Origin of the sequence: Acidocella sp. MX-AZ03, from assembly GCF_027626035.1 — a bacterium.
Lineage (GTDB): Bacteria > Pseudomonadota > Alphaproteobacteria > Acetobacterales > Acetobacteraceae > Acidocella > Acidocella facilis.
Genome location: NZ_CP110774.1, coordinates 3,637,853 through 3,663,963, shown reverse-complemented (window position 1 = coordinate 3,663,963; position 26,111 = coordinate 3,637,853). Strand labels below are relative to the sequence as shown.

Sequence of the window (26,111 nt, the reverse complement as noted above, 5' to 3'; positions counted from 1 at the left end):
CGGCGCGGCCGCCTTCGCCGCCGCGCTGGCGCTGGTGGAGGCGCCGCATCTCGCCATTCTGGATGCCCGCGCCACCCCCGCCACGCCGGACTGGCTGTCCGTGCTGCGCACCAAGCTGGCGGATCCAGGCGTGGCGATGGCCGGTGGGCGCACGCTGGTGCCCGGTGCCGGCGGCACCAGCCAGCCAATGCTGCAAGGGCCCATCGTCATCGGCGCGCCGGTGCGGCTTGGCCATGGTTACGCGCCGGACTCCGGGCGCATGGGGGCCTGGCTGCTGGTGGACCAGGAAGCCAGCGCCATCACCCCGCCCGGCCTGCTGGCCCGCACCGAGCTGCTGCGCGGCTGCGCCCTGGCCGAGCTCTCCGGCGATGCGTTCTGGATCGATCTCTGCGCCCAGCTGCGCGCTGGCGGCCAGCGTCTGGTCTGGACCCCGGATGCCAGCTTCGAGGCGGCAACGCCGATCTTCGAGATCGACCAGGAGGGGCGCTTTCGCACCGGCAGCCCGGCTGCCGCCGCGCTGCCCTGGCGCGATGACTACCACCACCCCGCCCTCTCGCTACGCGAGGATCTGCTGGTGCCGGAAACCCGCACCGGCTTCATCGCCCCAACACCGGAGGATGCGACCTCGGTGCTGTTCACCGGCCCGGGGCCGGGGCGGAGCCGATCCTCGCCGCCGCCCGCGCCTTGCGCGCCACCGCCCGGCTGGATGCCGGCTGGGGCCCGGAACCGGTGACCGCCGCCGAGCTTGGCCGGCGCGATGCCGCCAGCTGGGTGCGGGTGAACCCGGACGGCACCGCGCCTCTGGCCGATGCGCCCTACACCGCCTTGTTCTCGGCGCCGCTCCGGCCGGGGGCGGAGCTGGCGGCGCAGCGGGCCCAGGCGGTCTATGCCACCTCCCCGGCCCTGGTCGGCGCGCTGCGGGCTTTGGGCGCGCCCGCCCCGCAGCTCTGGCGCCCGGCCCTGCGCCGCGCCAACTGGGAGAGCCTGACCCTGGGCACCGGCATGAACACCCGCCCGCGCGTACTCTGGTTCGACGAGGGCGATACCCCGTCCTGGTTCACGGCCCTGGTCAACGAGACCGCCGAGGAGGTGAGCTGGATCATCGTCGAGCAGCCAGGTGCGAGCTATGAGGGCGAGGTGACGCGCCTGCCCCGGCATCTGGACGAGGCGCTCTGGGCGCGGGATCTGGCCGGGCTGGCCCCGCATGTGCTGCTGCGCCCGGCGGGCAAGGCGGCGTTGGGGGATTGCTATTTCACCCTGCTCGCCGCCGCCGCCGGGGCGCATCTGATCCTCGACCAGCGGCTGGACACCCCCGCCAGCCTGCCCGCCGAGCGGCTGGGCCAGGCGGCGTCGCTCTGGAAGAGCCGGCTGCTCTGCGCGGTGAAGGATCTGCGCGGCACGCTGGCCTCCGGCAAAGCCACGAGGGAGGCCGCGCTGGCGCTGCCTTCGGTGGAGGAGCTGCCCACGCCCTGGGCGCAGCCGCAGGCCCTGTTGGAGGCGGCGCAATGAAGCGGATTTTGCTCCTGGCCCTGGCTGGCCCCGCGCTTGGCGTGATGGCGCGACCCGCCCTTGCCGACAGCGCGCATGAAAACCCGGATGATGTGGTGGCGGCGGCGAAGCAGGCCGCCCTCGCCCTCGCCCCGCCAGGCGCGCAGGTCACCATCTCGCAAGCCAAGGCCGCCGCCTACATGCCGGCCTGCACCGCGCCGCTCAGCGTCGCCATCACCGGCAACGCCCCCTACCAGGAGGCGGCGGTGCACTGCCCCGCCCCGGTCTGGGTGCTGTATCTCACCGCCAATGTCGCCGCGCAGCAGCTGGTGGAGGTCGCGGCCCGGCCCATCCAAGCCGGGCAGACGCTGAGCGAAGATGATGTCAGCCTCGCCGAAAAACCCGTCAGCCTGTTCGCCGGCCGGCAGACCTTCGCCGGGGCGCAGCAGCTGATCGGCGCGCAGGCCAGGCTCTCGCTGCAGCCGGGGCGGTGATCACCAGCGATGCGGTGGCACAGCCGGTGGTGGTGAGCACCGGGCAGACGGTGGCGGTGCAGGTGAAGGATGGCGGCGTCGTGGTCAGCGTCAATGCCGTGGCGGACCAGACCGGGCGCATCGGCGATACCATCCTGATGACCAACCCTGGCTCCGGCCGGCGCTTCTCCGCGCTGCTGACCGCGAGCGGACCGGTTGTGGATCTCGGCTCGTGAACAGCCTACATCATGTAGGCTGTTCACACCGGCGCGGCGCGTTTGCCGGGTTTGCAGGCATTGATTCAAAAAAAATCACGCCAGCCTACATTTTTTTGGTAGGTTCCAGGAAATCTTCGCAACCTCGTGGCGATAATAGCGTACGGCAACCGCAACCATGGAGGTATTTATGTCGGCCGTAGGTTCCATTGTGACGAATACCGGCGCGCTCACCGCGCTGAATTCGCTGACCAACACCACCAGCACCACCAATAATCTCGAAAACCAGCTCTCCACCGGTCTGTCGATCAATTCTCCGGCCGACAATCCCGCGGGCTACATCACCGCGCAGGGCTTCACCTCGCAGATCAACGGCCTCACCCAGGCTGTCTCCAACGCCAACCAGGGTGTGTCCCTGCTGCAGACCGCCGACGGCGCGCTGACCCAGCAGGTCGGCATCGTGCAGCAGCTGAACACGATCGCCGTGCAGGCCGCCAACGGCACCCAGACCTCGGCGGAATCGCAGTCCCTGCAGTCCGAAACCAGCCAGCTGGTCAGCCAGGTTTCCACCATCGCCGGGCAGACCCAGTTCAACGATGTCAATCTGCTCAACGGCACCTTCCAGGGCGTGCAGCTGCAGGTCGGCGCCAATGAAGGCCAGACGATGAGCCTGTCCATCGGCAGCACGATGGCGAGCGCGATTGGCATGTGGGCAACCAAGGCGGCGTCCGGCACCTACAAGTCCGGCGCCAACGCCTCCAGCGGTGAAGTCACCACCGGCGGCACCGGCGCCTTCACCGCCGGCAGCCTGTCGATCACCGGTTCCAATGGCGCGACCTCGACGCTGTCCGGTATCACCGCAACGGAATCCGCTGCCAGCCTCGCCACCGCCGTGAACGACACCTCGTCCACCACCGGCGTACAGGCCCAGGCCACCAACACCATCACCCTGAAGGCTGCTGCCGGTGGCGGTTCTGGCAACTACTCCTTCAAAATCGGCGCTGCCACGGGTGCAGGCACCTCCTCCGCCTCCGCCGTCGGCAAGGCGGTGACGGTGAATGCCTCCAGCCTCTCCGAGCTGGTCTCGCAGATCAATGGCGGCACCACCACCAACGGCATCTCCGCGACGCTGAACTCCGCCGGCAGCGCGGTGACGCTGACCCAGGCGAATGGCGACAACATCGCCATCACCGCTGCCGCCACCAGCGCCACCTCCAAGGGGCTGACCACCACGGGGGCCACGGCGGCCGTCATCGGCGGTTCGACCGGTACCGCCTCTGCCCTCGCCCAAGGCCAGGTGCAGCTGCAATCTTCCGGTGCCTTCTCCACCTCCGGCACCGCCAATATCGGCCAGACCACGACCTCCAAGCTGGACTCGCTGGCCAATATCAATGTCAGCACCACCTCCGGCGCTAATGACGCGATGAACGTCATCAAATACGCGCTGGCCGGTCTGAACAACCAGGGTGGCCAGCTCGGCGCGGTGCAGCAGAGCCTCACCGCCAACATCAACAACATGAACACCACCAGCACCAATCTGAACTCGGCGCTGGGCGTGGTGCAGGATGCCAACATCCCGAGCGTCAGCACCAAGCTGACGGAAGCGCAGATCCAGGCGCAGTCCGGCGTGGCCGCGCTGAAATCCTCCACCCAGCTGCAACAGGCTTATGTGAGCCTGCTGCCGTAATCCAAACGGGCTGGCCGGTAACCCCGGCCAGCCGCCTTCCCTCCCTCACATCCGAGAAGCGGTCCCGGCCCATGACCTCGTCAATCTCCTCGCTCAGTTCAGCAACCATCCAGACGCAGGTGGCGAGCTATGAAAAGACGCTGGAGCTGCCGGTCACCGCGCTGAAAAACGAAATCACCACCGACAAGGCGGAAATTTCCGCCTGGGGTCGATCCAGAGTTCGGTTTCCACTCTGTCGAGCGCCCTCTCCGGCATCAAGGATGTCGCCAGCATCAATAACCGCACCGCCACCAGCGCGCAGACCACCATCGCCACCGCCAGCGCCACCAACAGTGCCGCCACCGGCACCTACACGCTCTCCAACATCAAGCTCGCCACTGGGCAATCCATCTATTCCGCGCTGCAGGGCTCGGCCGGCGCCACGCTCTCCGGCGGCGCGGGCTCGATGACCTTCACGATGAAAGGCGGTGCCACCGAGACCGTCGCGGTCAGCTCCGCCAGCATGACGCTGACCGGCATCGCCGCCGCCATCAACAAACAGGCGGGCGGGGTGAAAGCCAACATCGTCACCGCCGCCTCCGGCACCCGGCTGGTGCTGCAGAGCAGCGCCACCGGCAGCGCCGGGGCCTTCTCCGTTACCGGCACCGGCGCGCTCTCGCGCTTCTCCTACAGCGCCGCGTCCCCCGGCAGCGAAACGCTGACGCAGAGTGCGAAGGATGCCAGCCTGTCGCTGAATGGCGTGCCGATCACCAGCGCCAGCAATACACTCAGCAACGCGGTCAACGGGTTGACGGTGAAGCTCGCCGCCTCCGGCAGCACCAGCATCAGCGTCGCCTCCTCGCCCTCCAGCCTGTCCACCGCACTCTCGCAGGTCTCCACCGATCTCAACAAGGCGATCTCGACCATCGCCGGCCAGATCAAATATGTCTCCTCCGCCTCGGCGGCGAAGGCCAGCGCCGCCAGCGCCTCGGCCTCGACAAAGAGCGGCCCGCTGCTTGGCAATTTCACCGCGACCGATCTTTCCAGCCAGTTGATGAGTTCGGTCAGCGAGGCCCAGGCCAGCGGCATCAGCGCCGCCTCGATCGGCCTGAAGGTCGGCACCTCGGGTGCCATCAGCTTCGATTCCACCAGCTTCGCCAGCGCCTACGCGAAGAATCCGAAAGCGGTGCAGACGCTGGTTTCGCAGATTTACACCAGCCTTTCCACCGTGACCAAGGCGGCGATCGGCTCCGGCTCAGCCTCCACCGGCACCATCGGCGCGGCCACCGCCGGCTTGACCACCACCGATAATTCGATCACCACCCAGATTACCCAGATGACCAAGATCGATACCGCACTGATCAATAATTTGCTGAACCAATATGCCACTGCGGAAAGCTCGCAGACCAGCGCCTCGATTTCGCAGGCCTACCTTTCCGTGTTCCTGAGCAGCAACAGCTCGAGCTCCGGTTAATCGATAGGACATGTCCATGAGCAGCTCCACCACCTACCGCACCAGCATGTTCGATGGTCCCGCCGCGATGGATTGGCTCGCCCCCGGCTGGCGCGCGCTGCGCCTCTATGGCAAGCGCGCCCGCCAGGCGATCGAGGCCGGCGATGGCCCGACCAAGATCGACATGATCATGCGCGCGCAAACCCTGCTTGGCACCATGTCCGGCATCGCCCAGTCCGGCGAGGAGGCGCAGCTGGGCGCGGCGCTGCAGACCATCTATACCGCGCTGATGTTCTGCCTGCTGCGTGCCAATGCGCAAAACAATGCCGCCGCCTTGGAGGATTATGACCGCGCGCTGGCGCAGCTGGACCGTGACATGCGCAGCAATCTGCCGACACAGGATGCGGCATGACCAACTCGATCGGCTCCCTGCCCGGCCCGTCCGGTCCCGCCTACGCGCAACAGGCGAACAGCACCGGCGCTGCCGGCGGCGCGAGCGCCAGCCCCCAGGGCGCTGAGACGGACGCCGTCACCCTCAGCGCCGCCGCCGCCGGTGCCGGGCATCTGGTGAGCGCGGCCCAGGCCAGCGACGGGGTGGACGAGGCGGCGGTGGCGCAGATCAAAAACGCGCTGGCCGCCGGCACCTACAGTGTCGAGCCGGAGGATCTGGCGAAGGCCATCGCCACCGTGCTGAAGGGCACACGCTGATGGAAACCCCGCCCTTCCCGGATGCCGGACGGCTGGAGGCCATCGCCGGCACGCTCGCGGATGCGCTGGGGGTGGTGCGGGATTTGAACGAGCGGCTGAACCGGCTGGACCGGCTGATGCTGAGCGGCCAGCCGCACGAGATCCAGAGCGAAGCCGGCGAGATCGAGCAGCGCATGCAGGAGGCGCAGCCGGTCTTCTCCGCCATCACCGCGGCGATGACGCAGATGCAGGCCCGCTCCTTCGACGACGCCGCCGCCCGGCTGCGCGAGAACGAGGCCCTGCCCGCCGCCCGCCTGGCCGAGGAGCTGCGCGCCGCCCTGGCGCAATTCTCCCGCAAATCCGGCAGCGCCTCGCGCCGCGCGAGCCAGCTGCATCGCGGCCTCAACCTGTCGCTGCGGGCGCTGCAGAGCCTGGGCATGCATGAAAGCGGCCGGCTGATCGCCGAGGCCTGATTTATCCACAAGAGGCTTGATAAGCTTGTGGATATCTATGTGGATTGCAGTGCAACAACCGGGATAAGCCCCGCGCCCGCCACGGCGGCGCAATAATCGGCCCGCTCGCGACAGCAATCCAGCAACCCTTTGATTTAAAACACAAAAACATCGGCCAAGCAAATCGCTCTGGTCTCAAAACCCCCAACCAAGCCCTTGATTCCACACCATAAGGCGGCGGTGGAAAACTCAAAGGCGCCGCAGATGCGCCAACATCGTTCCGGCATCGGAGACGCTGACCCCCACCCCGTCCGGATCGTCGCGAAATCCCGGCTCGGCGAACAAAGCGGTGATCGCGCCATCCTCCACCAGCATGGAATAGCGCCAGCTGCGCAGCCCCATGCCGTGGCGCCGGCGGTCCACCAGCATGCCCATCAGCCGGGTGAAATCCGCGTTGCCGTCGGGCAGCATGCGCAGTTTTTCGATGTTGCGGCTCTTCGCCCAGTTGAACATCACGAAGGCGTCGTTGACCGAGAGGCAAACCACCTCATCCACACCCAAGGCGCGGAATTCGTCATAGCCCTGCTCATAGCCCGGCAAATGGCTGTCCGAACAAGAGGGGGTGAAGGCGCCCGGCAGCGCGAACAGCACCACGCGCTTGCCGGCGAACACATCCTGGCTGCCGATCTCTTTCCACTCATACGGGTTGGGCCGCCCAGGGCCGCGTTGCGCACGCGGGTGTGGAAACGGGTCTCGGGCACACGGGTCGGGTTCATCCACGCCTCCTGTTTTGTGCGGCGGGGCGCGCTTTGCCGTGTGGCGGGGCGCCCCGTCCGGTATCCTCAGCCGTGGGTGGTGGTTTGCACGTCCACGCTGGCCTTGATGGCGTTGGAATAAGGGCAGATCCCGTGCGTCACGTCCACCAGTTTGCGCGCCTCATCCGCGGCGAGGCCGGGCAGCTTCACATCCAGCGCGGCGGTGATGCCAAAGCCGCCGTCCGAACGCGGGCCGATGCCGATGGTGGCGGTGACTTCGGTGCCCTCGGGGATTTTGATGTTGGTCTGGCCGGCGGCGACGCGCATCGCGCCCAGGAAGCAGGCGGAATAGCCCAGCGCGAAGAGTTTTTCCGGGTTGGCGCCGTCGCCGCCCGGGCCACCCAGCTCCTTGGGCACGCTCAGCTGCAGCGCCATGGTGCCATCGGCCAGGCTGGTCTTGCCATCGCGCCCGCCGCCGGTTGCGGTGGCTGTGGTTTTGTATTTCGCGTCAACGCTCATGGTCTGATCCTTTCAATTTAAGTTATTCACGATTTAATCGTGTACGATTCATCTACAGCCCATGATCCACCCCGTCAAGCGAATTGAGTCGTGCGCGATTTATGTTTCCGGCGCGACGGGGAGCAGCCTGCCATAGACCAGCCCGAGAAAGGCCAGCAGCGTCGCCGTGCTGCCGAGATCGAGCCGGAACAAGGCGGCCTCCTGCGCCGGGCTGAAGCCGAGCAGCCCCGTGCCGTAGACAGGTGAGAGCGCCAGATGTGCCGCCATCGGCAGCCCGATCAGCCCCCAGCGCCAGAGTGTCTCACTGGGCCGCAAGGAAAGACCAGCGATGACGATGCAGGGCAGCAGCAGCAATTCCACGCCCGAGGCCGGGCCGATCAGCTTTGCGCACCAGAGCGTGTTGAGCGTGCCAAAAAGCGGCAGCGCGATGCGCCCGGCCAGGCCGTTACGCCGGGCCAAAGCCGGGATGGCGAGAAAGACCGGGCTGGCGGCCATGGTGATGAACAGCCAGGCGCCAGGCCGGCCGATCAGCGCCATCGCGTAAAGCGGATAAAACGGCCCATTCGCCCCGACCACGAAGGCGACCAGATTGACCGTCGCGGCCAATGGATCCGGATGGTCGAGATAGGCGCGCAGGCGGGCGGAGAGGGTCATCCGCTTCATACGCAGGCGCGGCGGGATGGGATCAGGCGATGAGAACGGTGACACCCGGCAAGGCGCGAAACGGCGCCAGCTGCGCGGCGCTGGCGCGGGCATCGGTGATCAGCGTCCAGCTTGCCGGCAGCGGCGTCCAGCTCGGCGAGATGGCGCGGCCGAGCTTATCGGCATCGGCCAGCACGTAAACCTCCTGGCCCTGCGCCACCATCAGCTCCTTCAGCGCGGATTGGGCGTCCGTTGCCTCGCAGATTCCGCGCCCGGCGACGACGCCATCCGCCCCCAGAAAGGTGCGCCGGGCGGTGAGGCGGCGCAGCGCGTGCTCGGCGGCGGGCCGACGGTGCCGAGGCTGATCTGGCGCAGCTGCCCGCCGAGCACGCTCAGCTCCACGCCCGGCTTGCCAGCCAAAGCGTTGAGGGCGGTGAGGCCATTGGTGATGACATGCAGCCCTTGCATCCCGGCCAGTTCGGCGGCCAGGGCGCCGGTGGTGGTGCCGGCATCCAGCAGCAGGGTTTCGCCTTGTTGCACGAAGCTGGCGGCAAGCCGGGCGATGGCGCGTTTCTGCTCCATATTCACCCCGGCGCGGACCTGCAAAGATTGTTCGGGCACGGCGGCGCCGCCATAGGTGCGCAGCACCTGGCCGCCGGCCGCGAGGCGGGCGAGATCGCGCCGGATGGTGGAGGCGGAAACCCCCAGCTCAGCGCTCAGCGCCTCGACATCAAGGGCACCGGCGCGCAGCCGGGCGAGAATGGTCTGGCGGCGCTGGCCGGCGAGTCTCAAAAGCGTCCCTCCCTCATCCCCCTGGCGTAGCCTGGGGTCGAAGCCCCGGCAAGCGCCAAACCCCCGCACCTAAAGTGGCAAAAGTTTTGGGGTGTGGGGGCTTTTTTCAAAAAGCCCCCACGAAGGCCGGGGGTTGGCAACGTCGTTGCCACCGCCCCAGACGTTTTCGCCGCTTTTTTGAAAAAAAGCGGCACCAAAAAACTTTTGCTCTTTAGCGTGCCGCCAGGTCGATGGCGGCGCGGATCGCTTCCAGCATCGAGCGCTCATCGACGATGCCCTTGCCGGCAATGTCGAAGGCTGTGCCGTGATCGACCGAGGTGCGGATCACCGGCAGGCCGACCGTGATATTCACCCCGGCTTCCAGCCCCAGCACCTTCACCGGGCCATGGCCCTGGTCGTGATACATTGCCACCACCATGTCGAAATCCCCGCGCCCGGCGCGGAAGAACAAAGTGTCCGCCGGCAGCGGGCCCTCCACGTCCCAGCCCTTGGCGCGGCAGGCCTTCACCGCGGGGACGATTTTCTGCTCCTCCTCGCCATAACCGAACAGCCCGTTCTCACCCGCATGCGGGTTGATGCCGCAGACACCGATCTTCTTGCGCGGCAGCTTGGCTTTCTCCAGCACCTCGTAGCCACGGGTAATCACCCGCTCCACCAGCCCCGGCTCGATCTTCTTGATCGCATCGATGATGCCGATATGGGTGGTGACATGAATCACGCGCAGCTTCGGCGCGGTCAGCATCATCGAAACTTCCGGCGTGTTGGTCAGCGCCGCCAGCATCTCGGTATGGCCGGGATATTTATGCCCACCCGCATGCAAGGCTTCCTTGTTCAGCGGCGCGGTACAGATCGCCTGCACCTTGCCCGCCATCGCCAGCCCGGTCGCGGTCTTGATGAACTGATAGGCGGCATCGCCCGCCACCGGGGAGAGCTTGCCCCAGGGCATGTCGGCCGGGATCAGCCCGAGATCGATGCAATCCACGCTGCCCGGGGCAAAGAGGGCCTTGTCCTCCTCACCCGGGCCAGCCTGTTCACCTTCAGCGCGGCGCCGACGATCCTGCCGGCCACCTCCAGCCGCGCCGCATCGCCGATGACCAGCGGCCGGCACTTCGCCAACAGGTCCGGATGGGTGAAGCTCTTCATGATGATTTCCGGGCCGACGCCGGCGGCGTCCCCCATGGTGATGGCGATCACGGGCTTAGACATAAAGAGGCATCCTTTTCAGGCGTTACGATAAGAAGCGTGCAGCAGCGCGGGCCGGCGCAGCACGGCGCGGCAACGGACCATGGTCTCCGGCTGCCCGAAGGCGCCGGCCTTGGTGATCACCGCCAGGCCGTGCGGCCCGCTGGCGCCCCCTCGGTGACCGAGAGCGGCACCCCGGGTTCGATCTCGCCGACCAGCCGCAGCCCGGCGGCGCCAAACGCCACCAGCACGGCCCGCGCGGTCTCGCCGCCGGTGGAAAACAGCCCGCCAATGCGTGCCGCGAAGGGGGCGACCAGCCGCGCCAGAGCGTGGCAAAGCAGCAGCCCCTCGCCGACATTCACCTGCTCTTCGAGCCCGAGCTGCACCGCGACATCCTGGCCGGCATCCAAGGCCGCCGCCAGCGCCGCCTGCGCCGCCCGCCAGCCTTCGCTGCCCTCGCCCTCGCGCAGAATTTGCGGGGCGATCGGCAGGTTGAGCACGCTCTCATCCTCGATCAGCCGCGCCACCTGCTGGTGGGAGACGCCGGACATGCTGCCGACGACGAACAAAATCGGCCCTTCGACCGGCGCCATTGCGGCCTCCTCCACCGCGCCGCTCAAGCCCAGGGCCAGCGGCAGCTGCCGGGCCAGCCCGGCGGCACCGGCCCACAAGGCCGGCCGGCCCAAGCCAGCGGCGGCCTGCGCGATGGCGCGCAGATCCTCATCGCTCTCCGCATCGCAAACCACGGCATCATGGCTCTCGGCGGCGCGGGCCAGGGCGGCGCGGAGCGCCTGGGGGCCGGCGCGCACGCTCTCCAGCCCGACCACATCGGTCCTCAGCCCGGCCTCTTCCAGCAGGCTCGGCATATGGGCGCGCCCGGTAATGCCTTCGCGCTTCCAGACCTCGGTCTCTTCCACCTTCACACCGTGCAGATATTGCTGCCCGCCGCGCGTCTGCCGGCCGGTGGCCGGGAAGGCGGGGCGATGAGGGCGAAGGCCTCCGGCGCGAAGCCGCGCTGCGCCGCCAAGGCGGCGGCCAGCTCGGCGCCGATATTGCCGCGCAGGGTCGAGTCGAATTTCTTGAACCAGAGCTGGCCGGCCGCGCCGAGATCGGCCAGCAGCGCGCTGGTCCGCGCCGCGGCCTCATGCGGGCCAGGCGGCGCGTATCCGCATCGAGCGACAGCACCTCCGCCGCTGGCGCGGCGGCGGCGGTCTCGCCCAGCGTCACCAGCGTCTTCAACCCGGCGGCGACGCAGGGAATGGCGCAATCCGCCGCGCCGGAAAGATCGTCCGCGACGATCAGCAATTTGCGGCGGGGCAGGCTCATGCCCCCGCCTTCGCCGCCACGCGCCGCGCCCACCAGGCGGTCATCGGCGGGTGAGGATGGAGGTGACGATCACCGCCGCCGCCACCAGCACCGTGGCCGGCGCCGCCGCCGCCGCATAGGCATGGTTGGCGCTGGCCACCAGGGTCGGCACCGCGGCGGCATTGCCGGCGGTGGAGGCCGCGGCCAACCCGGCCGTGCCTTTGCCTCCGGTCGCCTTATCCGCCAGCAGCATGACGATGCCGGAGACCACCAGCACGAACAGCCCGAGGCAGAGCCCCAGCAGCCCCGCCGCCCAGACCTTGTGCAGGTCGAGCGAGGCACCGAGCGCAAAGGCGAAGAAGGGGATCATCACCGGAGTGGCGCGGCCAAGGAAATCGCGCATCTCACGGTCGAGATTGCCGATGATGATGCCCGCCGCCAGCGGCAGGATGGCACCCACCAGCGTCTGCCAGGGGAAGGCGGAGAGCCCGGCGGCACCCAGCGTCACCATCGTCAGGAACGGGCCGGATTCCAGCGACATCACGGAATAGGCGGCGGCCTCGTCGGCGGTGCCGTACTGGCCCATCAGCGCCATATAGAGCCCGCCATTGGTGTCATTGATGGCGGCGACCACGGCCAGGGTGGACAGACCGGCGAACCAGCCGGACGTGATCGGCCCTTCACCCAGGAAATGCCCAAGCACCACGCCGCAGACGATGCCGAGCAGGATTTTCGCCACCAGCAGCACCCCCCCTTGCCGGCGACCATCGGCAGCGTGCGGACGCTGATCGAGCTGCCCATGCAGACATAGAACACCGCCAGAATCGGCAGCGCGCCGGAGAACAGCGCCCCGGTGAAGGAGCCGAAGAAATGCGGCGTGCCTGGCGCGAAGCTGTTGAACAAGCAGCCAATGGCCAACGGCACGATCATCATGCCGCCAGGCACGGCCTCGATCATTTTTTTCAGGGGCAATTGCATGGGCGTTCTCCAATTTTAATTTTACTGACTGATTTGAGCGAATGAAGGGCGGGATAACAGCACGACATGCGCGCATCAACCAAAAATTTGCTCAAAATACGCAATTAAGCATATAGCCAGCCGAAATCGCCCCGCTCGCCGGCGGGCGTCGTCATCGAAAATCAGGCCTTATCAACGCAATGAGAGGTCGAGCATCCGCCCATCGAACAGCCGGTCGCGCGAGGCGCGCAGATGCGCGGCCATCAGTGTGCGCGCCGCCTCCGGCTGGCGAGATCTGATCGCCTCGGCGATGCGCCGATGCTCCTCCAGCACGTAATCCAGCCCTTGTTTCGGCCCCATCAGCGAGATGCCGTGAATATGCATCCCCACCGCGATATGCGGCTGCAGCGCCTGCAGCGACTGGTGGTAGTAATGATTGTTGGAGGCCTCGGCGATGGCGAGATGGAAGGCGAAATCCACATCGTCGCGATGCTGCCCCTGGCGGGTGGCCTGCGCCATCGTCTCCAGCGCCGCCTCGATCTTCGCCATGGCGCTCTGGTTATAGCGCAGCGCGGCGAAGCTGGCGGCTTCCGGCTCCAGCGTCAGCCGGTATTCATAGCAGCGCTGAATATCGGCGATATTCTCCACCGGCGCGAAGCCCAGCGGCGGCTGCACGGCGGGCGGGCGGACAAAGCTGCCGGCGCCCTGGCGGGAGACGATGAATTTTTCCTGCTTGAGCCGCGCCAAAGCGGTGCGCACCACCGGCCGCGAGACATCGAATTGGCTGGCGAGCTGATGCTCACTCGGCAGGCGGCTATGAGGCGCGTAGGCGCCGTTCTGAATGCCCGAGAGAATGCTGTGATAGACTTGGTCAGCCAGACCCGAGGTCTGGCTCTCTTGCGGCTTCATCGCGGCTTCGGGTTTTTCCAACACGCTGCGGTCCTAACAAATGTTAGCGCTATCGGCAAACCATCCGCCACGCCTCAGCCCCCCAGCGCGCCCTGGGTGTTGACGTAGACGGCATAGAGGCTGGTGCTGGCCGCGATGAACAGCCGGTTGCGATGCCGGCCGCCAAAGCAGAGATTGGCCGCGCGCTCCGGCAGATGGATATGGCCGATCGCCTCGCCCGCCGGGTTATAAATCCGCACCCCGTCCAGCCCCTCGCCCATGCCCCAGCCGCACCAGAGATTGCCGTCCACATCCACCCGGAATCCGTCCGGCCGCTCGCCCTGCTGGCAGGCGATGAAGATACGGCCTTTGGTCAGCGTCCTGCCATCGGCGGCCAGCTCATAAACCCGCATCCGCCTGGGCGCGATACCGGTTTCCGCGACGTAAAGCAGTTTCTCATCCGGCGAGAAGGCCAGGCCGTTCGGGCCCTCGATATCGTCGGCGGCAACGCTCAGTTCACCGGTCTGGCCGTCGATCCGGTAGAGATAGGTCGGCAGCTCCGGCGCGGCTTTCTCGCCCTCATAGAAGCCGCGAATGCCAAAGGTCGGATCGGAAAACCAGATCGAGCCGTCGGATTTCACCACGATATCGTTGGGCGCGTTCAGGCGCTTGCCGTTGAAGCTGTCCGCCAGCACGGTGGTGCTGCCATCATGCTCCAACCGCATCACCCGCCGGTGCAGATGCTCGCACCACAGCACCCTTCCCTCGCGGTCGCGGGTGGCGCCGTTGGTGAAGTCGGACGGGCGGCGGAATTCGTCCACGCTCCCGTTCGTCTCGTGCCAGCGCAGCACCCGGTTATTCGGAATATCCGACCAGAGCAGATAACGCCCGGCCGGCACCCAGACCGGCCCTTCCCCCAGCGCGTCCCGGTATAAAGCCGCTCCACCGCCGCCGCATCCAGCCGGTAGCGGACGAAGGATTGATCCAGGATCTCGAAAGCGGGATCGGGATAACGGGTCTGGCCGGGCCAGCGGGGATCGGTCTGCGTCAAACTCAGCTCTCCAGGCAAGAGCGAGATGGGTTTACACCCACTCGCTCTACTCATGTTTTGGCGAGCAATTTCATGCATTTAGGGTGACGCTGCCGCGTCAACCTAAATGCATATTGCTCTATAGGCGGCGGCGCGCCCGGCTTCTACCTCGCCCTCCACCAGCCATTTCTGCGTCGGGAAGCCAGAAATGATCGCCGAGAGCACCGCGCCGGCAATGATGAACACGGTCATCGCCACCGGCAAGCCCCAGCTCGCCTTGAAGCGCGCGATCAACCCGGCACCGATGCGATGCCGGCGCCGCTTGCCCGCGCCCGCATGTTCAAACCCCTTCAGCCCTTCACGAACAGGCGCTGCGCCAGCACCTCGCCATTCAGGAAGGCCATCACATTGCGCACGCTCATCAGCGAGACCTCACGCCGCGCCTCCGGCGTCACCCCGCCGCAATGCGAGGAGACGATGACATTCTCCAGCCCCCAGAGCGGGTTGTCGGCGGCGGGCGGCTCCTGGGCGAAGCTGTCCAGCCCGGCCCCGGCGATGCGCCCTCCGGTCAGCGCCGCCAGCAAGGCCGGCTCGTCCACCACCTCGCCGCGGGCGGTGTTGATCAGGAAGGCGCTGGGCTTCATCAGCGCCAGCGTCTGCGCATTGATCAGCCCGCGCGTGGCCTCGGTCAGCGGGCAATGCAGGCTGACAATATCGCTCTGGCGCAGCAGGCTCTCCAGGCTGTCGGTCCGCTCGATGCCCTCGCCCAGCGATCCGGTCGGGGCGTAGGGTCGTAGCACAGCACCGAAAGCCCCAGCGCGCGCGCCATGCCGGCCACCAGCCGGCCGATCATCCCCGCCCCGATCAGCCCCAGCACGCTGCCGCGCAGCTCGCGGCCCTTGTAGAATGTTTTGTCCCAGCCGCCCTGGCGCACGAAAGCATCCTGGTTGCGCATATCCTTGGCCAGCCCCAGCATCAGCGCGATCGTATGCTCGGCGACGGAATGGGCATTGGCGCCGACCGCGGCGATCACCGGGATGTTCAGCGCGCCGGCGGCGGCGACATCGATATCATTGGTGCCGGCACCATGTTTGGCGATGATCTTGAGCTTGGGCGAAGCCCGCATGATCTCGGCATCCAGCCTGTCCACCAGCCGCACCACCACCGCATCGGCCTGGGTTTGCGCGAGCAGGGCGATCACCTCGTCCTTGCCGGGATAAGGCTGGGTGGAGACGCTCTTGATCCCGGCCTGCGCCAGCAGCGCCTCACCCTCCGGCGCCAGCGCACCGCCCAATGTCACGACAGTCAAACCCAAGGCATCTCTCCTCAAACAAAATAGGGGGCCGCACGCGACGCCCCCCGTTTCAGCCCGCCGGTCTCAGACCGCGATCGGCTTCACCTTGCCCAGCAGGAAGGCATAGATCAGGATCCCCACCAGACCGATCAGCGCGGAGGCGAACAGAGCCGCGTTGAAGGAGCCGGTGCTGGCGACGATGAAGCCGGTGACGATCGGCCCGACGACACCGCCGAAATTCGACACCATGTTCTGCAACCCCGCCAGCGTGCTGGTCATGCTGCGCGGCGCCACGTCAGCCGGCAGCGCCCAGACCTGCGAGGCGGAGATGGTGGTGCCGGCCTTGGCCAGGCAGAGCAAGGCGACGATGGCGACGACATTATGCGTCAGCGGCGCCAGGCCGATGGACATGGCCAGAACCAGCCCGAAGATCAGGAAGAATTTGCGCACGGCGGTGAGGCTGTAACGGCCGGATTCCAGCGCCCGGTCCGAGGCCCAGCCGGCCGCGACCTCGATGAGCATGCCCACCAGCAGCGGCAGCATGGCGACGAAGCCCATCTTCAGCATCGTCATATGCTCCTGTTTCACCAGATAGGTCGGCAGCCAGGTGATGAAGAAGTAGGAGATATAGTTGATGGTGAAAAAGCCCAGGCACATCGCCCAGACATTGCGGTGGCGCAGCAGCGCGTACCAGGGCAGCGGCGCCTTGCCTTCAGTGGCATGCTGGGCCTGGCCCTCGCGGATATAAGCCAGCTCAGCCGCGTTCACGCCGGGATGCTGCTCCGGCGTCTCGCGGAAGAAGCCGAACCAGGCGATGCTCCAGACCACGCCCATGGCGCCGATGATCAGGAAGGTCATGCGCCAGCCATAGGCGGCGATCAGCCAGACAATCAGCGGCATCGCCACCGCGCCGCCGAATTTGGAGGCGCTGTCGAACAGCCCGGCGATGGTGGCGCGCTCGCGCAGCGGGAACCATTTCGCGGTGATGCCGGCATTGCTCGGATAGGCCCCGGCCTCGCCGATGCCCAGGCCCAGACGCATCGCGAACAGCGAGGCAAAGCCGCTCACCATGCTGGTGGCGGAGGTGGCGACCGACCAGAGCAGCACGGCGAAGCCCAGCCCCTTTTTCTGCCCGAACTTGTCGCTGAACCAGCCGGCCGGCATCTGCATCAGCGCGTAGGACCAGAAGAAGGCGGACAGCACGATGCCCATCATGTCGACCGGGATCGACAGCGTCTTGATCAGCGTGGGGGCGGCGGCGGCCAGCACGGTGCGGTCGATATAATTGATCGCGATGGCGAACCACATGAAGGTGGCCACACCCCAGCGGATGCGCGAGGCGCGCTGATCCGGATTGCGCGCGGGCGCGCGCTGGCCGACATTCAAAGAGGCGGCGCCGGCCTCAGAGCGGGCGGGGTCTAGATCCATAGGACAGGTTCCCTTGTTGAAGCGCCGCATTGCCGCGCAGCGCAAGACTTGTTGTAAATTTGTAACTTGCCCCATAATGGCCGCCGAAAGAATCGTCAAGCCTGAATCGCGATGCGGACAAGCTAAATCCAAAGCAAGCCGACCCTCTCCGCCCCACCACCCAGACTTGACGCTGCCTGAACCCGCCGCTAGGGAATGAACAAATTTACAACAAGTGACGTCCAGCTTTGCCCTTACGGGATTGACGGCCCGGCCCACCAGGCAGAGCCTGGGGCGCGCTCGCCACCGCAAAGGGATTGTTTGAGATGAAGCTTCAACCTGTCGCGCTGCACGCACCGATCGAGCTGCTGCAGCCCGCCGAAATCGCCTTCGGCGCCGGCGCCCTGGCGCGGCTGGCGCGCTTCGCGGCCCGGCACGGCCTCACCCGCACTTTGGTGGTGGCGGATGCCTTCAATGCTACCCGCATCAATCTGCTCGGCCTGGAAGGCGAGGTCGCGGTGTTTGGCGAGGTGAAGCCCGAGCCGGACGTGCACAACCTCAACGCCGCGCTGAAGCTGGCGGAAGAGTTCAAGCCGGATTTCGTCATCGGCTTCGGCGGCGGCAGCGCCATGGATCTGGCCAAGCTGGTCGCGGTGCTGCCCGGCAGCGGCGAGAGCATCCATGATGTCGTCGGCCCGGACAAAGCCCCGCCCGCAAGGTGAAGCTCGCGCAGATCAGCACCACGTCGGGCACCGGCAGCGAGGCCGGCATCCGCGCGCTGGTGACGGACCCGGCCACCCGCAACAAGCTGGCGGTGCAGAGTGCCAACATGCTGGCCGACCTCGCCATCATCGACCCCGAGTTGACGATGAGCGTGCCCGCCGCCATCACCGCCGCCACCGGCGTCGATGCGCTGGCCCATTGCGTGGAAGCCTATACCAGCCGCAAGGCGCACCCGCTGATCGACACCTACGCGCTGACCGGCGCGCAGCTGGTCGGCCGCTATCTGCCCCGCGCCGTGGCGGATGGGTCGGATAAAGAAGCCCGCGCCGGCCTGGCTCTGGCCTCGCTCTATGGCGGTTTCTGCCTTGGCCCGGTGAACACCACCGCGGGCCATGCCGTCGCCTACCCGCTGGGCAGCCGCCATAATCTGCCGCATGGCCTGGCCTGCGCGCTGATCTTCCCGCATACGCTGGCCTTCAACGCCCCCGCCTGCCCGGACAAGACCAACGCCGTGCTGGAGGCCCTCGGCCTGCCCGCCAGCACCGACCCGGAGACGATCCGCCAGAGCACCAGGGAATGGTGCGCGAAGCTCGGCATGGATATGCGCCTCTCCGCCAACCGCGTGCCGGAGGATGATCTGGCGGCGATGGCGCAGGAAGCCCACGCCATCCGCCGCCTGCTGGACAACAACCCCCGCGATATGAGTGTCGCCGATATCCTCAGCCTCTATCGCACCGCCTTCTGACCTCAAGGGAGATGATACCCACAATGGCCACCCCAACCAAACCGCGCGGCGTATTCTGCGCGGCGCTGACCCCCGTCCATGACGATCTGAGCCCCAACCATGCGGCCTTCACCAAGCATTGCCAGGCGCTGCTGAATGACGGGCTGACCGGCATCGCGCTGCTCGGCACCACCGGCGAAGCCAACTCCTTCTCCACCGCCGAGCGCCAGGGCCTGCTGGAAGCCGCACTGAAGGCCGGCATCGCGCCGGAAAAGCTGCTGCCGGGCACCGGTGTCACCGCCCTCACCGAGACGGTGGCGCTCACCCGCCACGCCCTCTCCGTCGGCGTCACCAATGTCGTGATGCTGCCGCCTTTCTACTACAAGAACGTCACCGATGAGGGGCTGTTCGCCTCTTATGCCGAGGTCGCAGAGCGCGTTGGCGATTCCCGCCTTGGCATCGTGCTCTATCACATCCCGCAATTCTCCGCCGTGCCCATCCCGCATGACGTGATCGAGCGGCTGATGACGCGCTATCCCGGCACCTTCGTCGGCATCAAGGATTCCGCCGGCGACATCAAGAACATGCTGGCCATGGTCGAGCGCTTCCCGGATTTCTCCGTGCTCGCCGGCGCCGACCCGCTGATGCTCCCCTGTTGCAGCAGGGCGGTGCGGGGGCGATCACCGCCACCACCAACCTGCTCGGCGCGGATCTGGCCTTCATCTACAAACATTTCAACGATGCGAGCCGCAAGGACGAGGTCGAGGCGGCGCAGGCCCGCGTCGTCGCCGGGCGCAACCGCGCCTCCACCTACGCGCAGATGGCCTCGCTGAAAGCGCTCGTCGCCGAGCGCCATGGCGACCAGGGCTGGCTGAATATGCGCCCGCCTCTGGTGAAGCTGACCGAGGAAGAACGCGCCGCGCTGCTGGCGAGCTAAAAAAGTTTTTTGGTGCAGCTATTTTTCAAAAAAGCTGCACCAACGCTCGGGCTTTGGCACAGGCAGTGCCAAGGCCCAGAACTTTTTGAAGCCCTTTTTGAAAAAAGGGCTGCATCCCAAAAACTTTTGCGACTTATTGTCCGAGGATTGCCGCGTAGGCCTCAGGCGTATCGACATCCTGCAGCACACCGGGCGCAGTTACCGTAATCCGCTGCAATCTTTTAGGCTGCGCCAGCAGGCGTTTCGCCCCTTGATCCCCTTGCAGCCCCATCATCGCGCCAAAATGCGCCCTGCCCCACAGCACCGGATTGCCTGGCCGCCCTTCAAACACCGGCTGCACAATATCGAACGGCGGCGCGAACGCCCCGCCAGCTCCCGCAGCACCGCGCTCGACACAAACGGCATGTCGCCCAGACAAACAACCGCCCCGGCACAATCCTCCGGCACCGCCGCAATCCCGGCCCGCAGACTCGCCGCCATGCCCTCCTCATGCTCAGCCGCATGCACGCACTGCACCGCCAGCCCCTCGGCCTCACCCGCCACCCGCGCCGCCTCATGCCCGGTCACCAGCAGCACCGGCCCAATCTGCGCCGCCACCGCGCGCTCCAGCACCGTGCGCAAAATGCTCTGTCCTGAAGCCAGCGCCAGCAGCAGCTTGTTCTGCGCCCCCATCCGCCGCGACGCCCCGGCCGCCAGCACCAGCACGGCAAAGCGCATCAGGCCAGCGCCATCCGCCGGCCCGCCCGCAGCGAGGCCAGCAACACCAGAGCCGCCACCACCCCCATCGCCCCGGCGGCGACGAAGGCCGGCGTGTAGCTGCCGGTCTGCTGGCGGATCAGCCCGGCGCCGAACGCCGCCGTCGCTGCCCCCAGCTGATGCCCGGCCAGCACCCAGCCGAACACGATCGGCGCATCCTGCTCGCCAAAGGCCTGGTTGCAGAGCTTCGCCGTCGGCGGCACCGTGGCGATCCAGTCCAGCCCGTAAAACACCGCGAAAATGGTGAGATTGACCGTATCGAAGGACAGAAACGGCAGCGCCATCAGCGAGAGCCCGCGCAGCCCGTAATAGACGATCAACAGCGCCCGGCTGTCATGCCGGTCGGTCAGCCAGCCCGAGGCGGTGGTGCCGATCAGATCGAACACCCCCATCATCGACAGCAAGCCCGCCGCCGCCACCGGCGCCACCCATGGTCGCCGCAAAACGCGATCATATGGGTGCCGATCAGCCCGTTGGTGGTCAGCCCGCAGACGAAGAAGGTGCCGAACAGCAGCCAGAAAATCGGCCGCTTCGCCGCCATCGCCAGCACGCTGAAGGCCAACCCCACCGTGCGCCGGCGTGCGGGTTTCGCCGGCGCGCTGCCGTCAATTTCGCCAAAACGCTGGGTTCCGATATCGCCCGGATGCTCCGGCAGCACCAAAGCCACGATCGGCACCAGCACCAGGCAGGCCAGGCTCACCGTCAGCACCACCGGCCGCCAAGTATATTGCGCCGAAAGCCAGGCCAGGAAGGGCAGGAACACCAGCGCCCCGGTGGCGGTGCTGGCACTCAGCAGCCCCATCACCAGCCCCTGGCGCGTCGCGAACCACCGGTTCACCACCGCCGCCCCCAGCACCGAGGCCACCGCCCCGGTGCCGATCCCTGAAAACACGCCCCAGCTGAGGATATATTCCAGCGGGGTGCGCATCCACAGGCTGGCGAACGTCGCCGCCGCCATCAGCCCAGCCCGCCCAGCATGGTGCGCCTGATGCCGACACTCTGCATCAGCGCCGCCGCGAACGGCCCGACCAGCCCGTACAGGAAAATCCCGATGGCGGCGCCGAGTGAGATCGTCGCCCGGTCCCAGCCAAATTGCAGCTGCAAGGGCAGCAGCAACACGCCCGGCGTCGCCCGCACCCCGGCCGAGACCAGCAGCGAGAGGAAGGTCACGGCCACCACCGCGAAAATATGCGCCTTCGGCGAAAGCAGCCCGGAGCGATGCAACAGCCGGCTCATGCGCTCAGCCCCCGCTCAGCGCCACCAGCCGGGCCAGCCCGGCCTGCATCCGCGCCCACTCCGCCGCGCCATAGCCGCCCAGCAGCCGCGCCTGCGCGCCGCGCCAGGCGTCCGTCGCGGCCCGCAACGCCGCCTCCCCCGCCGGCGTCAGCGCCACATGCTTGGCCCGGCCGGCCGCATCGCTCAGCGCCACCCAGCCGCGCTGCTCCAGCGGTTTCAGCGCGCGGTACAGCGTGGTGCGGTCCATCACCAGCTTTTCCGCCAGCCGCATCAGCTCCGGCTGCCCCTCGCGGGCGATGTGGCGCAGCACGGAAAACTGCACGATGGACATGAAGCTCCCCGCCAGCGCCTCGTCATAAAGCCGGGTGACGGCGCGCGAGGCCTTGCGCAAAGCGGTGCAGGCGCAGATCGGGTCGAGGATCAGCTCGTCGGTATGATGCATATGCATCAATTACCATATTCGCCCGCCGCGTCAATTTTTTCACCGGACATGAAAAAGGCGGCGGGAGCTGGAGGCCCCCGCCGCCTGCACCGCATGCGCGACCTTACGCGGAGCGGTAGAGCTTGGTCATCACGAACTCACGATGGCCCAGCGCCTCGGCCGCCGTCAGCCGCCCATTCGCCACCCGCCCGATCATCCCGATCAGCGCATCGCCCGCCTGGTCGATGGTCATCTCCCGGCGCAGAATCCCCGACACGTCGAGATCCACATGCTCGGACATGGTGCGCACCGTGCGCGGGTTGCCGGTAATCTTGATGACAGGCACGATGGGATTGCCGATGACATTGCCCTGCCCGGTCGGGAAGGTATGGATCACGTAACCACCCGCCGCCATCAGCGTGATGCATTCCGCCGCCGCCGAGGAGGTATCCATATAATACAGCCCGGGCCTTTCGCCGGTGCTTCCGCCGGCTGCAGCGCGTCGATGAACTTGCACTCATGGCCGATCTTTTCCAGATTGCCGAGCGCCTTTTCCTCGATGGTGGTGAGGCCACCGAGAATATTGCCCTTGGTCGGCTGGCTGTCAGAGAGGTCGTCGGTCTTGTGCGCCTCGATCACCTCCTCCTGGTAGGCTTTCCACATCTTGTACCATTTTTCCTCGATCTCCGGGGAGATGGCCCGCTTGCGCGCCAGATGCTCCGCCCCGGTGATCTCGGAGGTTTCGCCGAACACGCCGTAAATCCCTTGCGGGATCAGCTTGTCATACATATTGCCGACGGTCGGGCAGGAAGCCAGGCCGGTGGTGGTGTCGCTCTCACCGCATTTGGTGGAGACCCAGAGATCCTTCACCTCCACCGGCTCGCGCTGCAATTCCGAGGCCCATTGCACGAACTCCTTGGCCTTGCGGGAGACGGCGGCGATGGTGTTGATATCGCCATGCTGCTCGATCCAGTAGCCTTCCACCGGCTTGCCGGTCTTGGCGATGCCGTCGACCACCACCTTGGTCCAGGACGGCTCGATGCCGACGACGATCACCGCGGCGACATTCGGGTTGCTCCCGGTGCCGATCAGCGTGCGAAAATGCACCGCCAGATCCTCGCCAAACTGCAAACGCCCATAGGCATGCGGGATCGCCAGCGTGCCTTTGATATTGTTCGCCACCGCTTCGCAGACGGCGTTGGAGAGATCATCCAGCGGCAGGATCACGACATGGTTGCGCACGCCCACGCGGCCATTCTCACGGCGCCAGCCGGTCAGTTTCATTTCGCTCATCACAATATTCCTTACCAGCGCTTGGTCTTCAGATTCTGCGTATGCACATGCCCGCCCTTTTTGGCCGGGCCGATCATCTTGCCGATATCCTCGCCATATTTGATCGCGGTATCGCCGGCGCTGAGATCCTTCAGCGCCACCTTGTGCCCGATCGGCACATCGTCGATCGCGGTCAGACGAAAGGAGGAATTATCCAGCGTCACCACGCACAGCATATCCGTGCCGGCCTTCAGATCCTCCACTACCACAACGCCGACATTATCCTCCGGATTGTGAACCAGTAACTGCGGTATGCTCATCAGCCTGTTTCCTCTTTTTTGGTAATTCTTCTATCTTATACAAGACTCAGCCTGTCAAGCCTTTGGCGTGACGCCGCCAGCGCGCACCGGCCCTGCGCCGCCGGAATAATTGTATCTTTATACATATAGCTTTATTCTGCGCCTCTGACCTCATCTTGACGGACCCCATGGCGACACTCCCGGCGAAGGCCGAACAAAGCACCTCCTTCCAGCCGCTCTACGCGCAGGTCTACGCGCTGATGACCGAGCGCATCGGCTCCGGCCAATGGCAGCCCGGCGCGCTGCTGCCCAACGAGTTCCAGCTCGCCGCCGAATTCAAGGTCAGCCAGGGCACGGTGCGCAAGGCGCTGATGGCGCTAGAAGCGAACAAACTGATCGTCCGCCGCCAGGGCCACGGCACCTATGTGGCCCGGCACACCGCCCAGCAGGCCTTATTCCAGTTCTTCCGCATCGTCGATCTCGACGGCACCCGCCTCACCCCGGCCAGCCGCGCCTTCGCGCAGAAGAGCGCCAAGGCGACGCGCGCCCAGGCGCAGGCGCTGGGGCTGAAACCCGGCGCCGCCCTGCACAGCATCACCCGTGTGCGCTCCTTCGAGGAGGATGCGGCGATTTTCGAAACCATCATGGTGCCGGCGGCATTGATGCCGGGGCTCTCGGTGATCCTGAACCAGGAAATGCCGGAGGAAATGTATGTGATCTACCAGCAGCATTTCGGCATCACCATCACCCGCGCGGACGAAACATTGGCGGCGGTGGCGGCCGACGCGCAGGATGCGGCGCATCTGCAGGTGCCGGAGGGCACGCCGCTGCTGGAAATCACCCGCATCGCCTCGGACCTCAACGGCAAGAAGGTGGAGCTGCGCGTCAGCCGCTGCAAAACCAGCGCCTACCGTTACGCGGCGGAGATCACCTGAGGCCGACGCCGATAATTTTTGCTAAACCCCGGCCAGCTCTTTCCGGCGCCGTTCCAGCTCCTCGCTATAGCGGCGCAGCGCATATTGCTCCGAAAGCACGCCGATGACCTTGCGGCTCGCCGCATTCTCCAGCACCACCAGCGCATCGGCCTCCGCGCGCTCAAACAGCGCCAGCGCCTCCTTCACGCTCATCCCCGGCAGCAGATACGCATCGCGGTGATGCAGAAACCCCTCCAGCCCCGCCCCGTCCAGATTGGCCGCATGCAGCTCCGCCGGCAGCACGATGCCGCTATATTTGCCCTGCGCATCCAGCACCACCAGCCGCTTCACCTCGCCGGGGCGGCCTCCCGGCGCAGCACCTCCGGCTCCGCCTCATGCACCATCCGCACATCGCCGCTGCGCATCAGCCGGCCCACCGTGAGGCTGGCGATCCAGCCAATATCCGCGCCGCTGCGGATCGGCGTGCCGCGCAGATGGAACCGCCAGGTGGAGAAGGAATAGCCGAACACACGCTTGACCGTGATCGAGGCCGCGATCGCCGCCGCCAGCACGCAGATGGTGATGGAAAACTGCCCGGTGCTCTCCAGCGCCAGGAAGGTCATCGTCATCGGCCCGCCGACGATGGCCACCGCCATCGCGCTCATCCCCACCACCGCGTAGAACCCCACCGGCATCGCCGCCAGCCCGGGCACCACCAGCGCCACATCGGCAAACAACTTCCCGAACAGCGAACCCAGAAACAGCGAGGCGAAGAACAAGCCGCCGCGAAACCCGGCGCCGATGGAAATCGAGGACGCCACCGCCTTGCCCAGAAACAGCACCAGCGCCGTCAGCAATGGCAACGACAGCCCGATCTGCGCATGCAGCGCCGCATGGCCGGAACTCAGCGTCGCCGGCGAGACCATGCCCAGCGGCCCGAGCAGCAGCCCGCCCACCACCGGGCGCAGCCAGACCGGCATTTTCGAGCGCCGGAACCCGGCCTCGATCGCCGTCACCCCGCGCATGATCGCAATCGCCACCATCCCGGCGGAAATCCCGACCAGGATCGCCATCGGGTAGGCGGAAAGCGGCAGCATTTGCGGCAGCGCCACATTCAGCGGGCTGAGCCGGCATGCAGCTGCCCAGTTACCAGCGTGCCGGCCAGCGCCGCGATGATGATGAACGGCAGTGTTGCCAGCGAATAATTCGCCAGGATCAGCTCCACCCCGTAAAACACCCCGCAAAGCGGCGCGCTGAAGGCCCCGCCGATCGCCGCCGCCGCCCCGCACCCCACCAGCAGCCGCAAATCCGAGCGCCGCAGCCGCAGCTTCGCCCCGCCCCATGAGGCAAGGCCAGCGCCCAGCTGCGCATAGCCCGCCTCCAGCCCCACCGAGCCGCCAATACCGTTGGACCAGACCGTCTGCACCGCGACGATGACGCTATCGCGCAGCGACATCCGCCCGCCATAAAGCGCGTTCGCCTCGACCGGATCGATGATGCCTTTCGGGCGGAATTTCGCCACCAGCCAGGCGCCAAGCCCCAGCACCAGCCCGCCGAGCACCGGTACCGCCAGCAGCCGCGCCGTCTCCACATAGGGCGCATCGGACAGCCCCTGCCCGCCGGC

General features: G+C 66.6%; 33 protein-coding genes and 7 pseudogenes. 13 read left to right on the top strand and 27 right to left on the bottom strand.

Annotated features, from left to right (window positions below; genetic code table 11):
• Positions 1–684: 684 nt before the first annotated feature.
• From GT370_RS20215 to GT370_RS21075, 5 genes and pseudogenes are all read left to right on the top strand, one after another.
• Positions 685–1,509, top strand: a complete 825-nt coding sequence (locus GT370_RS20215; RefSeq protein ID WP_270183670.1) for a hypothetical protein — start codon at positions 685–687, stop codon at positions 1,507–1,509.
• Positions 1,506–1,982, top strand: a complete 477-nt coding sequence (locus GT370_RS20210) for an SAF domain-containing protein (RefSeq protein ID WP_270183669.1) — start codon at positions 1,506–1,508, stop codon at positions 1,980–1,982. Before GT370_RS20215 ends, GT370_RS20210 begins: the two co-directional genes overlap by 4 nt.
• A complete protein-coding gene (locus GT370_RS20205; protein ID WP_270183668.1) occupies positions 1,979–2,197 on the top strand; it encodes a flagella basal body P-ring formation protein FlgA in 219 nt (72 codons plus the stop codon). The genes GT370_RS20210 and GT370_RS20205 overlap by 4 nt, the downstream gene beginning before the upstream one ends.
• A gap of 169 nt (positions 2,198–2,366) precedes the next feature.
• On the top strand, positions 2,367–3,863 hold the full coding sequence (locus GT370_RS20200) for a flagellin N-terminal helical domain-containing protein (RefSeq protein ID WP_008495541.1): 1,497 nt from the start codon (positions 2,367–2,369) through the stop codon (positions 3,861–3,863).
• Between the two features lie 202 nt (positions 3,864–4,065).
• A pseudogene (locus GT370_RS21075) lies at positions 4,066–4,188 on the top strand (hypothetical protein); the annotation flags it as partial.
• 65 nt (positions 4,189–4,253) lie between these two features.
• Here GT370_RS21075 and GT370_RS20190 read toward each other — a convergent pair.
• Entirely contained in the window at positions 4,254–4,382 is a 129-nt protein-coding gene (locus GT370_RS20190; protein WP_270183667.1) for a hypothetical protein, read from the bottom strand.
• Here GT370_RS20190 and fliD point away from each other — a divergent pair.
• The 4 genes from fliD to GT370_RS20170 are packed head-to-tail and all read left to right on the top strand — an operon-like array spanning position 4,366 to position 6,455.
• The gene (gene fliD / locus GT370_RS20185; protein ID WP_270183666.1) at positions 4,366–5,316 is read left to right on the top strand and encodes a flagellar filament capping protein FliD; all 951 of its coding nucleotides are present in this window, start codon (positions 4,366–4,368) and stop codon (positions 5,314–5,316) included. The two genes, GT370_RS20190 and fliD, sit on opposite strands and share 17 nt — an antisense overlap.
• A gap of 16 nt (positions 5,317–5,332) precedes the next feature.
• Complete coding sequence (locus GT370_RS20180) at positions 5,333–5,707, top strand: flagellar protein FliS (RefSeq protein ID WP_008495539.1); 375 nt, start codon at positions 5,333–5,335, stop codon at positions 5,705–5,707.
• The gene (gene flgM / locus GT370_RS20175) at positions 5,704–6,003 is read left to right on the top strand and encodes a flagellar biosynthesis anti-sigma factor FlgM (protein ID WP_008495537.1); all 300 of its coding nucleotides are present in this window, start codon (positions 5,704–5,706) and stop codon (positions 6,001–6,003) included. The genes GT370_RS20180 and flgM overlap by 4 nt, the downstream gene beginning before the upstream one ends.
• Positions 6,003–6,455, top strand: coding sequence for a hypothetical protein (locus tag GT370_RS20170; protein WP_008495536.1), 453 nt, complete (start codon positions 6,003–6,005; stop codon positions 6,453–6,455). Before flgM ends, GT370_RS20170 begins: the two co-directional genes overlap by 1 nt.
• 228 nt (positions 6,456–6,683) lie before the next feature.
• Here the strand turns inward: GT370_RS20170 and GT370_RS20165 are convergent, their stop codons facing one another.
• The 15 genes and pseudogenes from GT370_RS20165 to GT370_RS20095 all read right to left on the bottom strand — a co-directional run bounded on the left by GT370_RS20165 (position 6,684) and on the right by GT370_RS20095 (position 17,226).
• Positions 6,684–7,214, bottom strand: coding sequence for a peroxiredoxin (locus GT370_RS20165; protein ID WP_270183665.1), 531 nt, complete (start codon positions 7,212–7,214; stop codon positions 6,684–6,686).
• A 62-nt stretch (positions 7,215–7,276) separates the two neighbouring features.
• Positions 7,277–7,708 carry an organic hydroperoxide resistance protein gene (locus GT370_RS20160; protein ID WP_008495534.1) on the bottom strand — a complete coding sequence of 144 codons (432 nt, stop codon included), beginning with the start codon at positions 7,706–7,708 and terminating at the stop codon, positions 7,277–7,279.
• Between the two features lie 99 nt (positions 7,709–7,807).
• Positions 7,808–8,371, bottom strand: coding sequence for a hypothetical protein (locus tag GT370_RS20155; protein WP_039885580.1), 564 nt, complete (start codon positions 8,369–8,371; stop codon positions 7,808–7,810).
• Positions 8,372–8,393: 22 nt separating this feature from the next.
• Positions 8,394–9,211 (bottom strand): annotated as a pseudogene (locus tag GT370_RS20150) (DeoR/GlpR family DNA-binding transcription regulator).
• A gap of 142 nt (positions 9,212–9,353) precedes the next feature.
• Complete coding sequence (gene pdxA, locus GT370_RS20145) at positions 9,354–10,124, bottom strand: 4-hydroxythreonine-4-phosphate dehydrogenase PdxA (protein WP_270183664.1); 771 nt, start codon at positions 10,122–10,124, stop codon at positions 9,354–9,356.
• Positions 10,100–10,348, bottom strand: a complete 249-nt coding sequence (locus tag GT370_RS20140; RefSeq protein WP_270183663.1) for a hypothetical protein — start codon at positions 10,346–10,348, stop codon at positions 10,100–10,102. The genes pdxA and GT370_RS20140 overlap by 25 nt, the downstream gene beginning before the upstream one ends.
• Positions 10,349–10,464: 116 nt before the next feature.
• Positions 10,465–10,917 carry a nucleotide-binding domain containing protein gene (locus tag GT370_RS20135; protein ID WP_270184440.1) on the bottom strand — a complete coding sequence of 151 codons (453 nt, stop codon included), beginning with the start codon at positions 10,915–10,917 and terminating at the stop codon, positions 10,465–10,467.
• Positions 10,918–11,019: 102 nt separating this feature from the next.
• Positions 11,020–11,650 (bottom strand): annotated as a pseudogene (locus GT370_RS20130) (four-carbon acid sugar kinase family protein); the annotation flags it as partial.
• Between the two features lie 40 nt (positions 11,651–11,690).
• A pseudogene (locus GT370_RS20125) lies at positions 11,691–12,559 on the bottom strand (2-keto-3-deoxygluconate permease).
• A 219-nt stretch (positions 12,560–12,778) separates the two neighbouring features.
• Positions 12,779–13,519, bottom strand: coding sequence for a FadR/GntR family transcriptional regulator (locus GT370_RS20120; RefSeq protein WP_234731521.1), 741 nt, complete (start codon positions 13,517–13,519; stop codon positions 12,779–12,781).
• Positions 13,520–13,569: 50 nt separating this feature from the next.
• A pseudogene (locus tag GT370_RS20115) lies at positions 13,570–14,525 on the bottom strand (SMP-30/gluconolactonase/LRE family protein).
• 102 nt (positions 14,526–14,627) lie between these two features.
• Positions 14,628–14,798: a hypothetical protein gene (locus GT370_RS20110; protein ID WP_168118454.1), complete on the bottom strand. Its 171-nt coding sequence runs from the start codon at positions 14,796–14,798 to the stop codon at positions 14,628–14,630.
• Positions 14,799–14,854: 56 nt separating this feature from the next.
• Entirely contained in the window at positions 14,855–15,304 is a 450-nt protein-coding gene (locus GT370_RS20105; RefSeq protein ID WP_270183662.1) for an NAD(P)-dependent oxidoreductase, read from the bottom strand.
• Positions 15,193–15,819: an NAD(P)-dependent oxidoreductase gene (locus tag GT370_RS20100; protein WP_270183661.1), complete on the bottom strand. Its 627-nt coding sequence runs from the start codon at positions 15,817–15,819 to the stop codon at positions 15,193–15,195. The genes GT370_RS20105 and GT370_RS20100 overlap by 112 nt, the downstream gene beginning before the upstream one ends.
• A 63-nt stretch (positions 15,820–15,882) precedes the next feature.
• Positions 15,883–17,226 carry an MFS transporter gene (locus tag GT370_RS20095; RefSeq protein ID WP_008495525.1) on the bottom strand — a complete coding sequence of 448 codons (1,344 nt, stop codon included), beginning with the start codon at positions 17,224–17,226 and terminating at the stop codon, positions 15,883–15,885.
• A gap of 305 nt (positions 17,227–17,531) precedes the next feature.
• Between GT370_RS20095 and GT370_RS21790 the strand changes: the two are divergent.
• From GT370_RS21790 to GT370_RS20085, 3 genes and pseudogenes are all read left to right on the top strand, one after another.
• A pseudogene (locus GT370_RS21790) lies at positions 17,532–18,004 on the top strand (iron-containing alcohol dehydrogenase); the annotation flags it as partial.
• A 30-nt stretch (positions 18,005–18,034) separates the two neighbouring features.
• Positions 18,035–18,673, top strand: coding sequence for an iron-containing alcohol dehydrogenase (locus GT370_RS21785; RefSeq protein WP_442865553.1), 639 nt, complete (start codon positions 18,035–18,037; stop codon positions 18,671–18,673).
• Between the two features lie 23 nt (positions 18,674–18,696).
• A complete protein-coding gene (locus GT370_RS20085) occupies positions 18,697–19,485 on the top strand; it encodes a dihydrodipicolinate synthase family protein (RefSeq protein ID WP_270183660.1) in 789 nt (262 codons plus the stop codon).
• 237 nt (positions 19,486–19,722) lie between these two features.
• Here GT370_RS20085 and GT370_RS20080 read toward each other — a convergent pair whose 3' ends face one another.
• From GT370_RS20080 to GT370_RS20055, 8 genes and pseudogenes are all read right to left on the bottom strand, one after another.
• Positions 19,723–19,863, bottom strand: coding sequence for a hypothetical protein (locus GT370_RS20080; protein WP_270183659.1), 141 nt, complete (start codon positions 19,861–19,863; stop codon positions 19,723–19,725).
• Positions 19,860–20,306, bottom strand: coding sequence for a nucleotidyltransferase family protein (locus GT370_RS20075; RefSeq protein ID WP_270183658.1), 447 nt, complete (start codon positions 20,304–20,306; stop codon positions 19,860–19,862). Before GT370_RS20075 ends, GT370_RS20080 begins: the two co-directional genes overlap by 4 nt.
• Positions 20,306–20,773, bottom strand: a complete 468-nt coding sequence (locus GT370_RS21070; protein WP_333489982.1) for an MFS transporter — start codon at positions 20,771–20,773, stop codon at positions 20,306–20,308. Before GT370_RS21070 ends, GT370_RS20075 begins: the two co-directional genes overlap by 1 nt.
• Positions 20,737–21,303 carry an MFS transporter gene (locus GT370_RS21065; protein ID WP_333489981.1) on the bottom strand — a complete coding sequence of 189 codons (567 nt, stop codon included), beginning with the start codon at positions 21,301–21,303 and terminating at the stop codon, positions 20,737–20,739. The genes GT370_RS21070 and GT370_RS21065 overlap by 37 nt, the downstream gene beginning before the upstream one ends.
• A complete protein-coding gene (locus GT370_RS21060) occupies positions 21,303–21,581 on the bottom strand; it encodes a hypothetical protein (RefSeq protein WP_333489980.1) in 279 nt (92 codons plus the stop codon). Before GT370_RS21060 ends, GT370_RS21065 begins: the two co-directional genes overlap by 1 nt.
• 4 nt (positions 21,582–21,585) lie before the next feature.
• Positions 21,586–22,029, bottom strand: a complete 444-nt coding sequence (locus tag GT370_RS20065; protein WP_270184439.1) for a MarR family winged helix-turn-helix transcriptional regulator — start codon at positions 22,027–22,029, stop codon at positions 21,586–21,588.
• 97 nt (positions 22,030–22,126) lie between these two features.
• Positions 22,127–23,286, bottom strand: a pseudogene (locus GT370_RS20060) (UxaA family hydrolase).
• 20 nt (positions 23,287–23,306) lie between these two features.
• Positions 23,307–23,594 (bottom strand): UxaA family hydrolase, encoded by a 288-nt coding sequence (locus tag GT370_RS20055; RefSeq protein WP_008495517.1) that lies wholly within the window; start codon positions 23,592–23,594, stop codon positions 23,307–23,309.
• 167 nt (positions 23,595–23,761) lie between these two features.
• Here GT370_RS20055 and GT370_RS20050 point away from each other — a divergent pair, with 167 nt between their 5' ends.
• Positions 23,762–24,508, top strand: a complete 747-nt coding sequence (locus GT370_RS20050) for a GntR family transcriptional regulator (RefSeq protein WP_008495516.1) — start codon at positions 23,762–23,764, stop codon at positions 24,506–24,508.
• 21 nt (positions 24,509–24,529) lie between these two features.
• Here the strand turns inward: GT370_RS20050 and GT370_RS20045 are convergent, their stop codons facing one another.
• The 3 genes from GT370_RS20045 to GT370_RS20035 are packed head-to-tail and all read right to left on the bottom strand — an operon-like array spanning position 24,530 to position 26,078.
• Positions 24,530–24,838, bottom strand: coding sequence for a CBS domain-containing protein (locus tag GT370_RS20045; protein ID WP_270183657.1), 309 nt, complete (start codon positions 24,836–24,838; stop codon positions 24,530–24,532).
• Positions 24,835–25,599, bottom strand: a complete 765-nt coding sequence (locus GT370_RS20040) for a chloride channel protein (RefSeq protein WP_270183656.1) — start codon at positions 25,597–25,599, stop codon at positions 24,835–24,837. Before GT370_RS20040 ends, GT370_RS20045 begins: the two co-directional genes overlap by 4 nt.
• A 2-nt stretch (positions 25,600–25,601) precedes the next feature.
• The gene (locus GT370_RS20035) at positions 25,602–26,078 is read right to left on the bottom strand and encodes a chloride channel protein (protein WP_270183655.1); all 477 of its coding nucleotides are present in this window, start codon (positions 26,076–26,078) and stop codon (positions 25,602–25,604) included.
• Positions 26,079–26,111 lie beyond the last annotated feature (33 nt).

Bases quoted from the DNA above. Each gene is read 5' to 3' on its own strand.
- GT370_RS20135 (WP_270184440.1), bottom strand. From the start codon at position 10,917: ATGGCGCCGGTCGAAGGGCCGATTTTGTTCGTCGTCGGCAGCATGTCC.
- GT370_RS20160 (WP_008495534.1), bottom strand. From the start codon at position 7,708: ATGAGCGTTGACGCGAAATACAAAACCACAGCCACCGCAACCGGCGGC.
- GT370_RS20075 (WP_270183658.1), bottom strand. From the start codon at position 20,306: ATGCGCTTTGCCGTGCTGGTGCTGGCGGCCGGGGCGTCGCGGCGGATG.
- GT370_RS21785 (WP_442865553.1), top strand. From the start codon at position 18,035: ATGCTGGCCGACCTCGCCATCATCGACCCCGAGTTGACGATGAGCGTG.
- GT370_RS20200 (WP_008495541.1), top strand. From the start codon at position 2,367: ATGTCGGCCGTAGGTTCCATTGTGACGAATACCGGCGCGCTCACCGCG.
- GT370_RS20065 (WP_270184439.1), bottom strand. From the start codon at position 22,029: ATGCATATGCATCATACCGACGAGCTGATCCTCGACCCGATCTGCGCC.
- GT370_RS20190 (WP_270183667.1), bottom strand. From the start codon at position 4,382: ATGCCGGTCAGCGTCATGCTGGCGGAGCTGACCGCGACGGTCTCGGTG.
- GT370_RS20140 (WP_270183663.1), bottom strand. From the start codon at position 10,348: ATGTCTAAGCCCGTGATCGCCATCACCATGGGGGACGCCGCCGGCGTC.
- GT370_RS20180 (WP_008495539.1), top strand. From the start codon at position 5,333: ATGAGCAGCTCCACCACCTACCGCACCAGCATGTTCGATGGTCCCGCC.
- GT370_RS20095 (WP_008495525.1), bottom strand. From the start codon at position 17,226: ATGGATCTAGACCCCGCCCGCTCTGAGGCCGGCGCCGCCTCTTTGAAT.
- GT370_RS21060 (WP_333489980.1), bottom strand. From the start codon at position 21,581: ATGAGCCGGCTGTTGCATCGCTCCGGGCTGCTTTCGCCGAAGGCGCAT.
- GT370_RS20155 (WP_039885580.1), bottom strand. From the start codon at position 8,371: ATGAAGCGGATGACCCTCTCCGCCCGCCTGCGCGCCTATCTCGACCAT.
- fliD (WP_270183666.1), top strand. From the start codon at position 4,366: ATGACGCTGACCGGCATCGCCGCCGCCATCAACAAACAGGCGGGCGGG.
- GT370_RS20080 (WP_270183659.1), bottom strand. From the start codon at position 19,863: ATGATGGGGCTGCAAGGGGATCAAGGGGCGAAACGCCTGCTGGCGCAG.
- GT370_RS20050 (WP_008495516.1), top strand. From the start codon at position 23,762: ATGGCGACACTCCCGGCGAAGGCCGAACAAAGCACCTCCTTCCAGCCG.
- GT370_RS20170 (WP_008495536.1), top strand. From the start codon at position 6,003: ATGGAAACCCCGCCCTTCCCGGATGCCGGACGGCTGGAGGCCATCGCC.
- GT370_RS20210 (WP_270183669.1), top strand. From the start codon at position 1,506: ATGAAGCGGATTTTGCTCCTGGCCCTGGCTGGCCCCGCGCTTGGCGTG.
- GT370_RS20085 (WP_270183660.1), top strand. From the start codon at position 18,697: ATGGCCACCCCAACCAAACCGCGCGGCGTATTCTGCGCGGCGCTGACC.
- GT370_RS20055 (WP_008495517.1), bottom strand. From the start codon at position 23,594: ATGAGCATACCGCAGTTACTGGTTCACAATCCGGAGGATAATGTCGGC.
- flgM (WP_008495537.1), top strand. From the start codon at position 5,704: ATGACCAACTCGATCGGCTCCCTGCCCGGCCCGTCCGGTCCCGCCTAC.
- GT370_RS21065 (WP_333489981.1), bottom strand. From the start codon at position 21,303: ATGGCGGCGGCGACGTTCGCCAGCCTGTGGATGCGCACCCCGCTGGAA.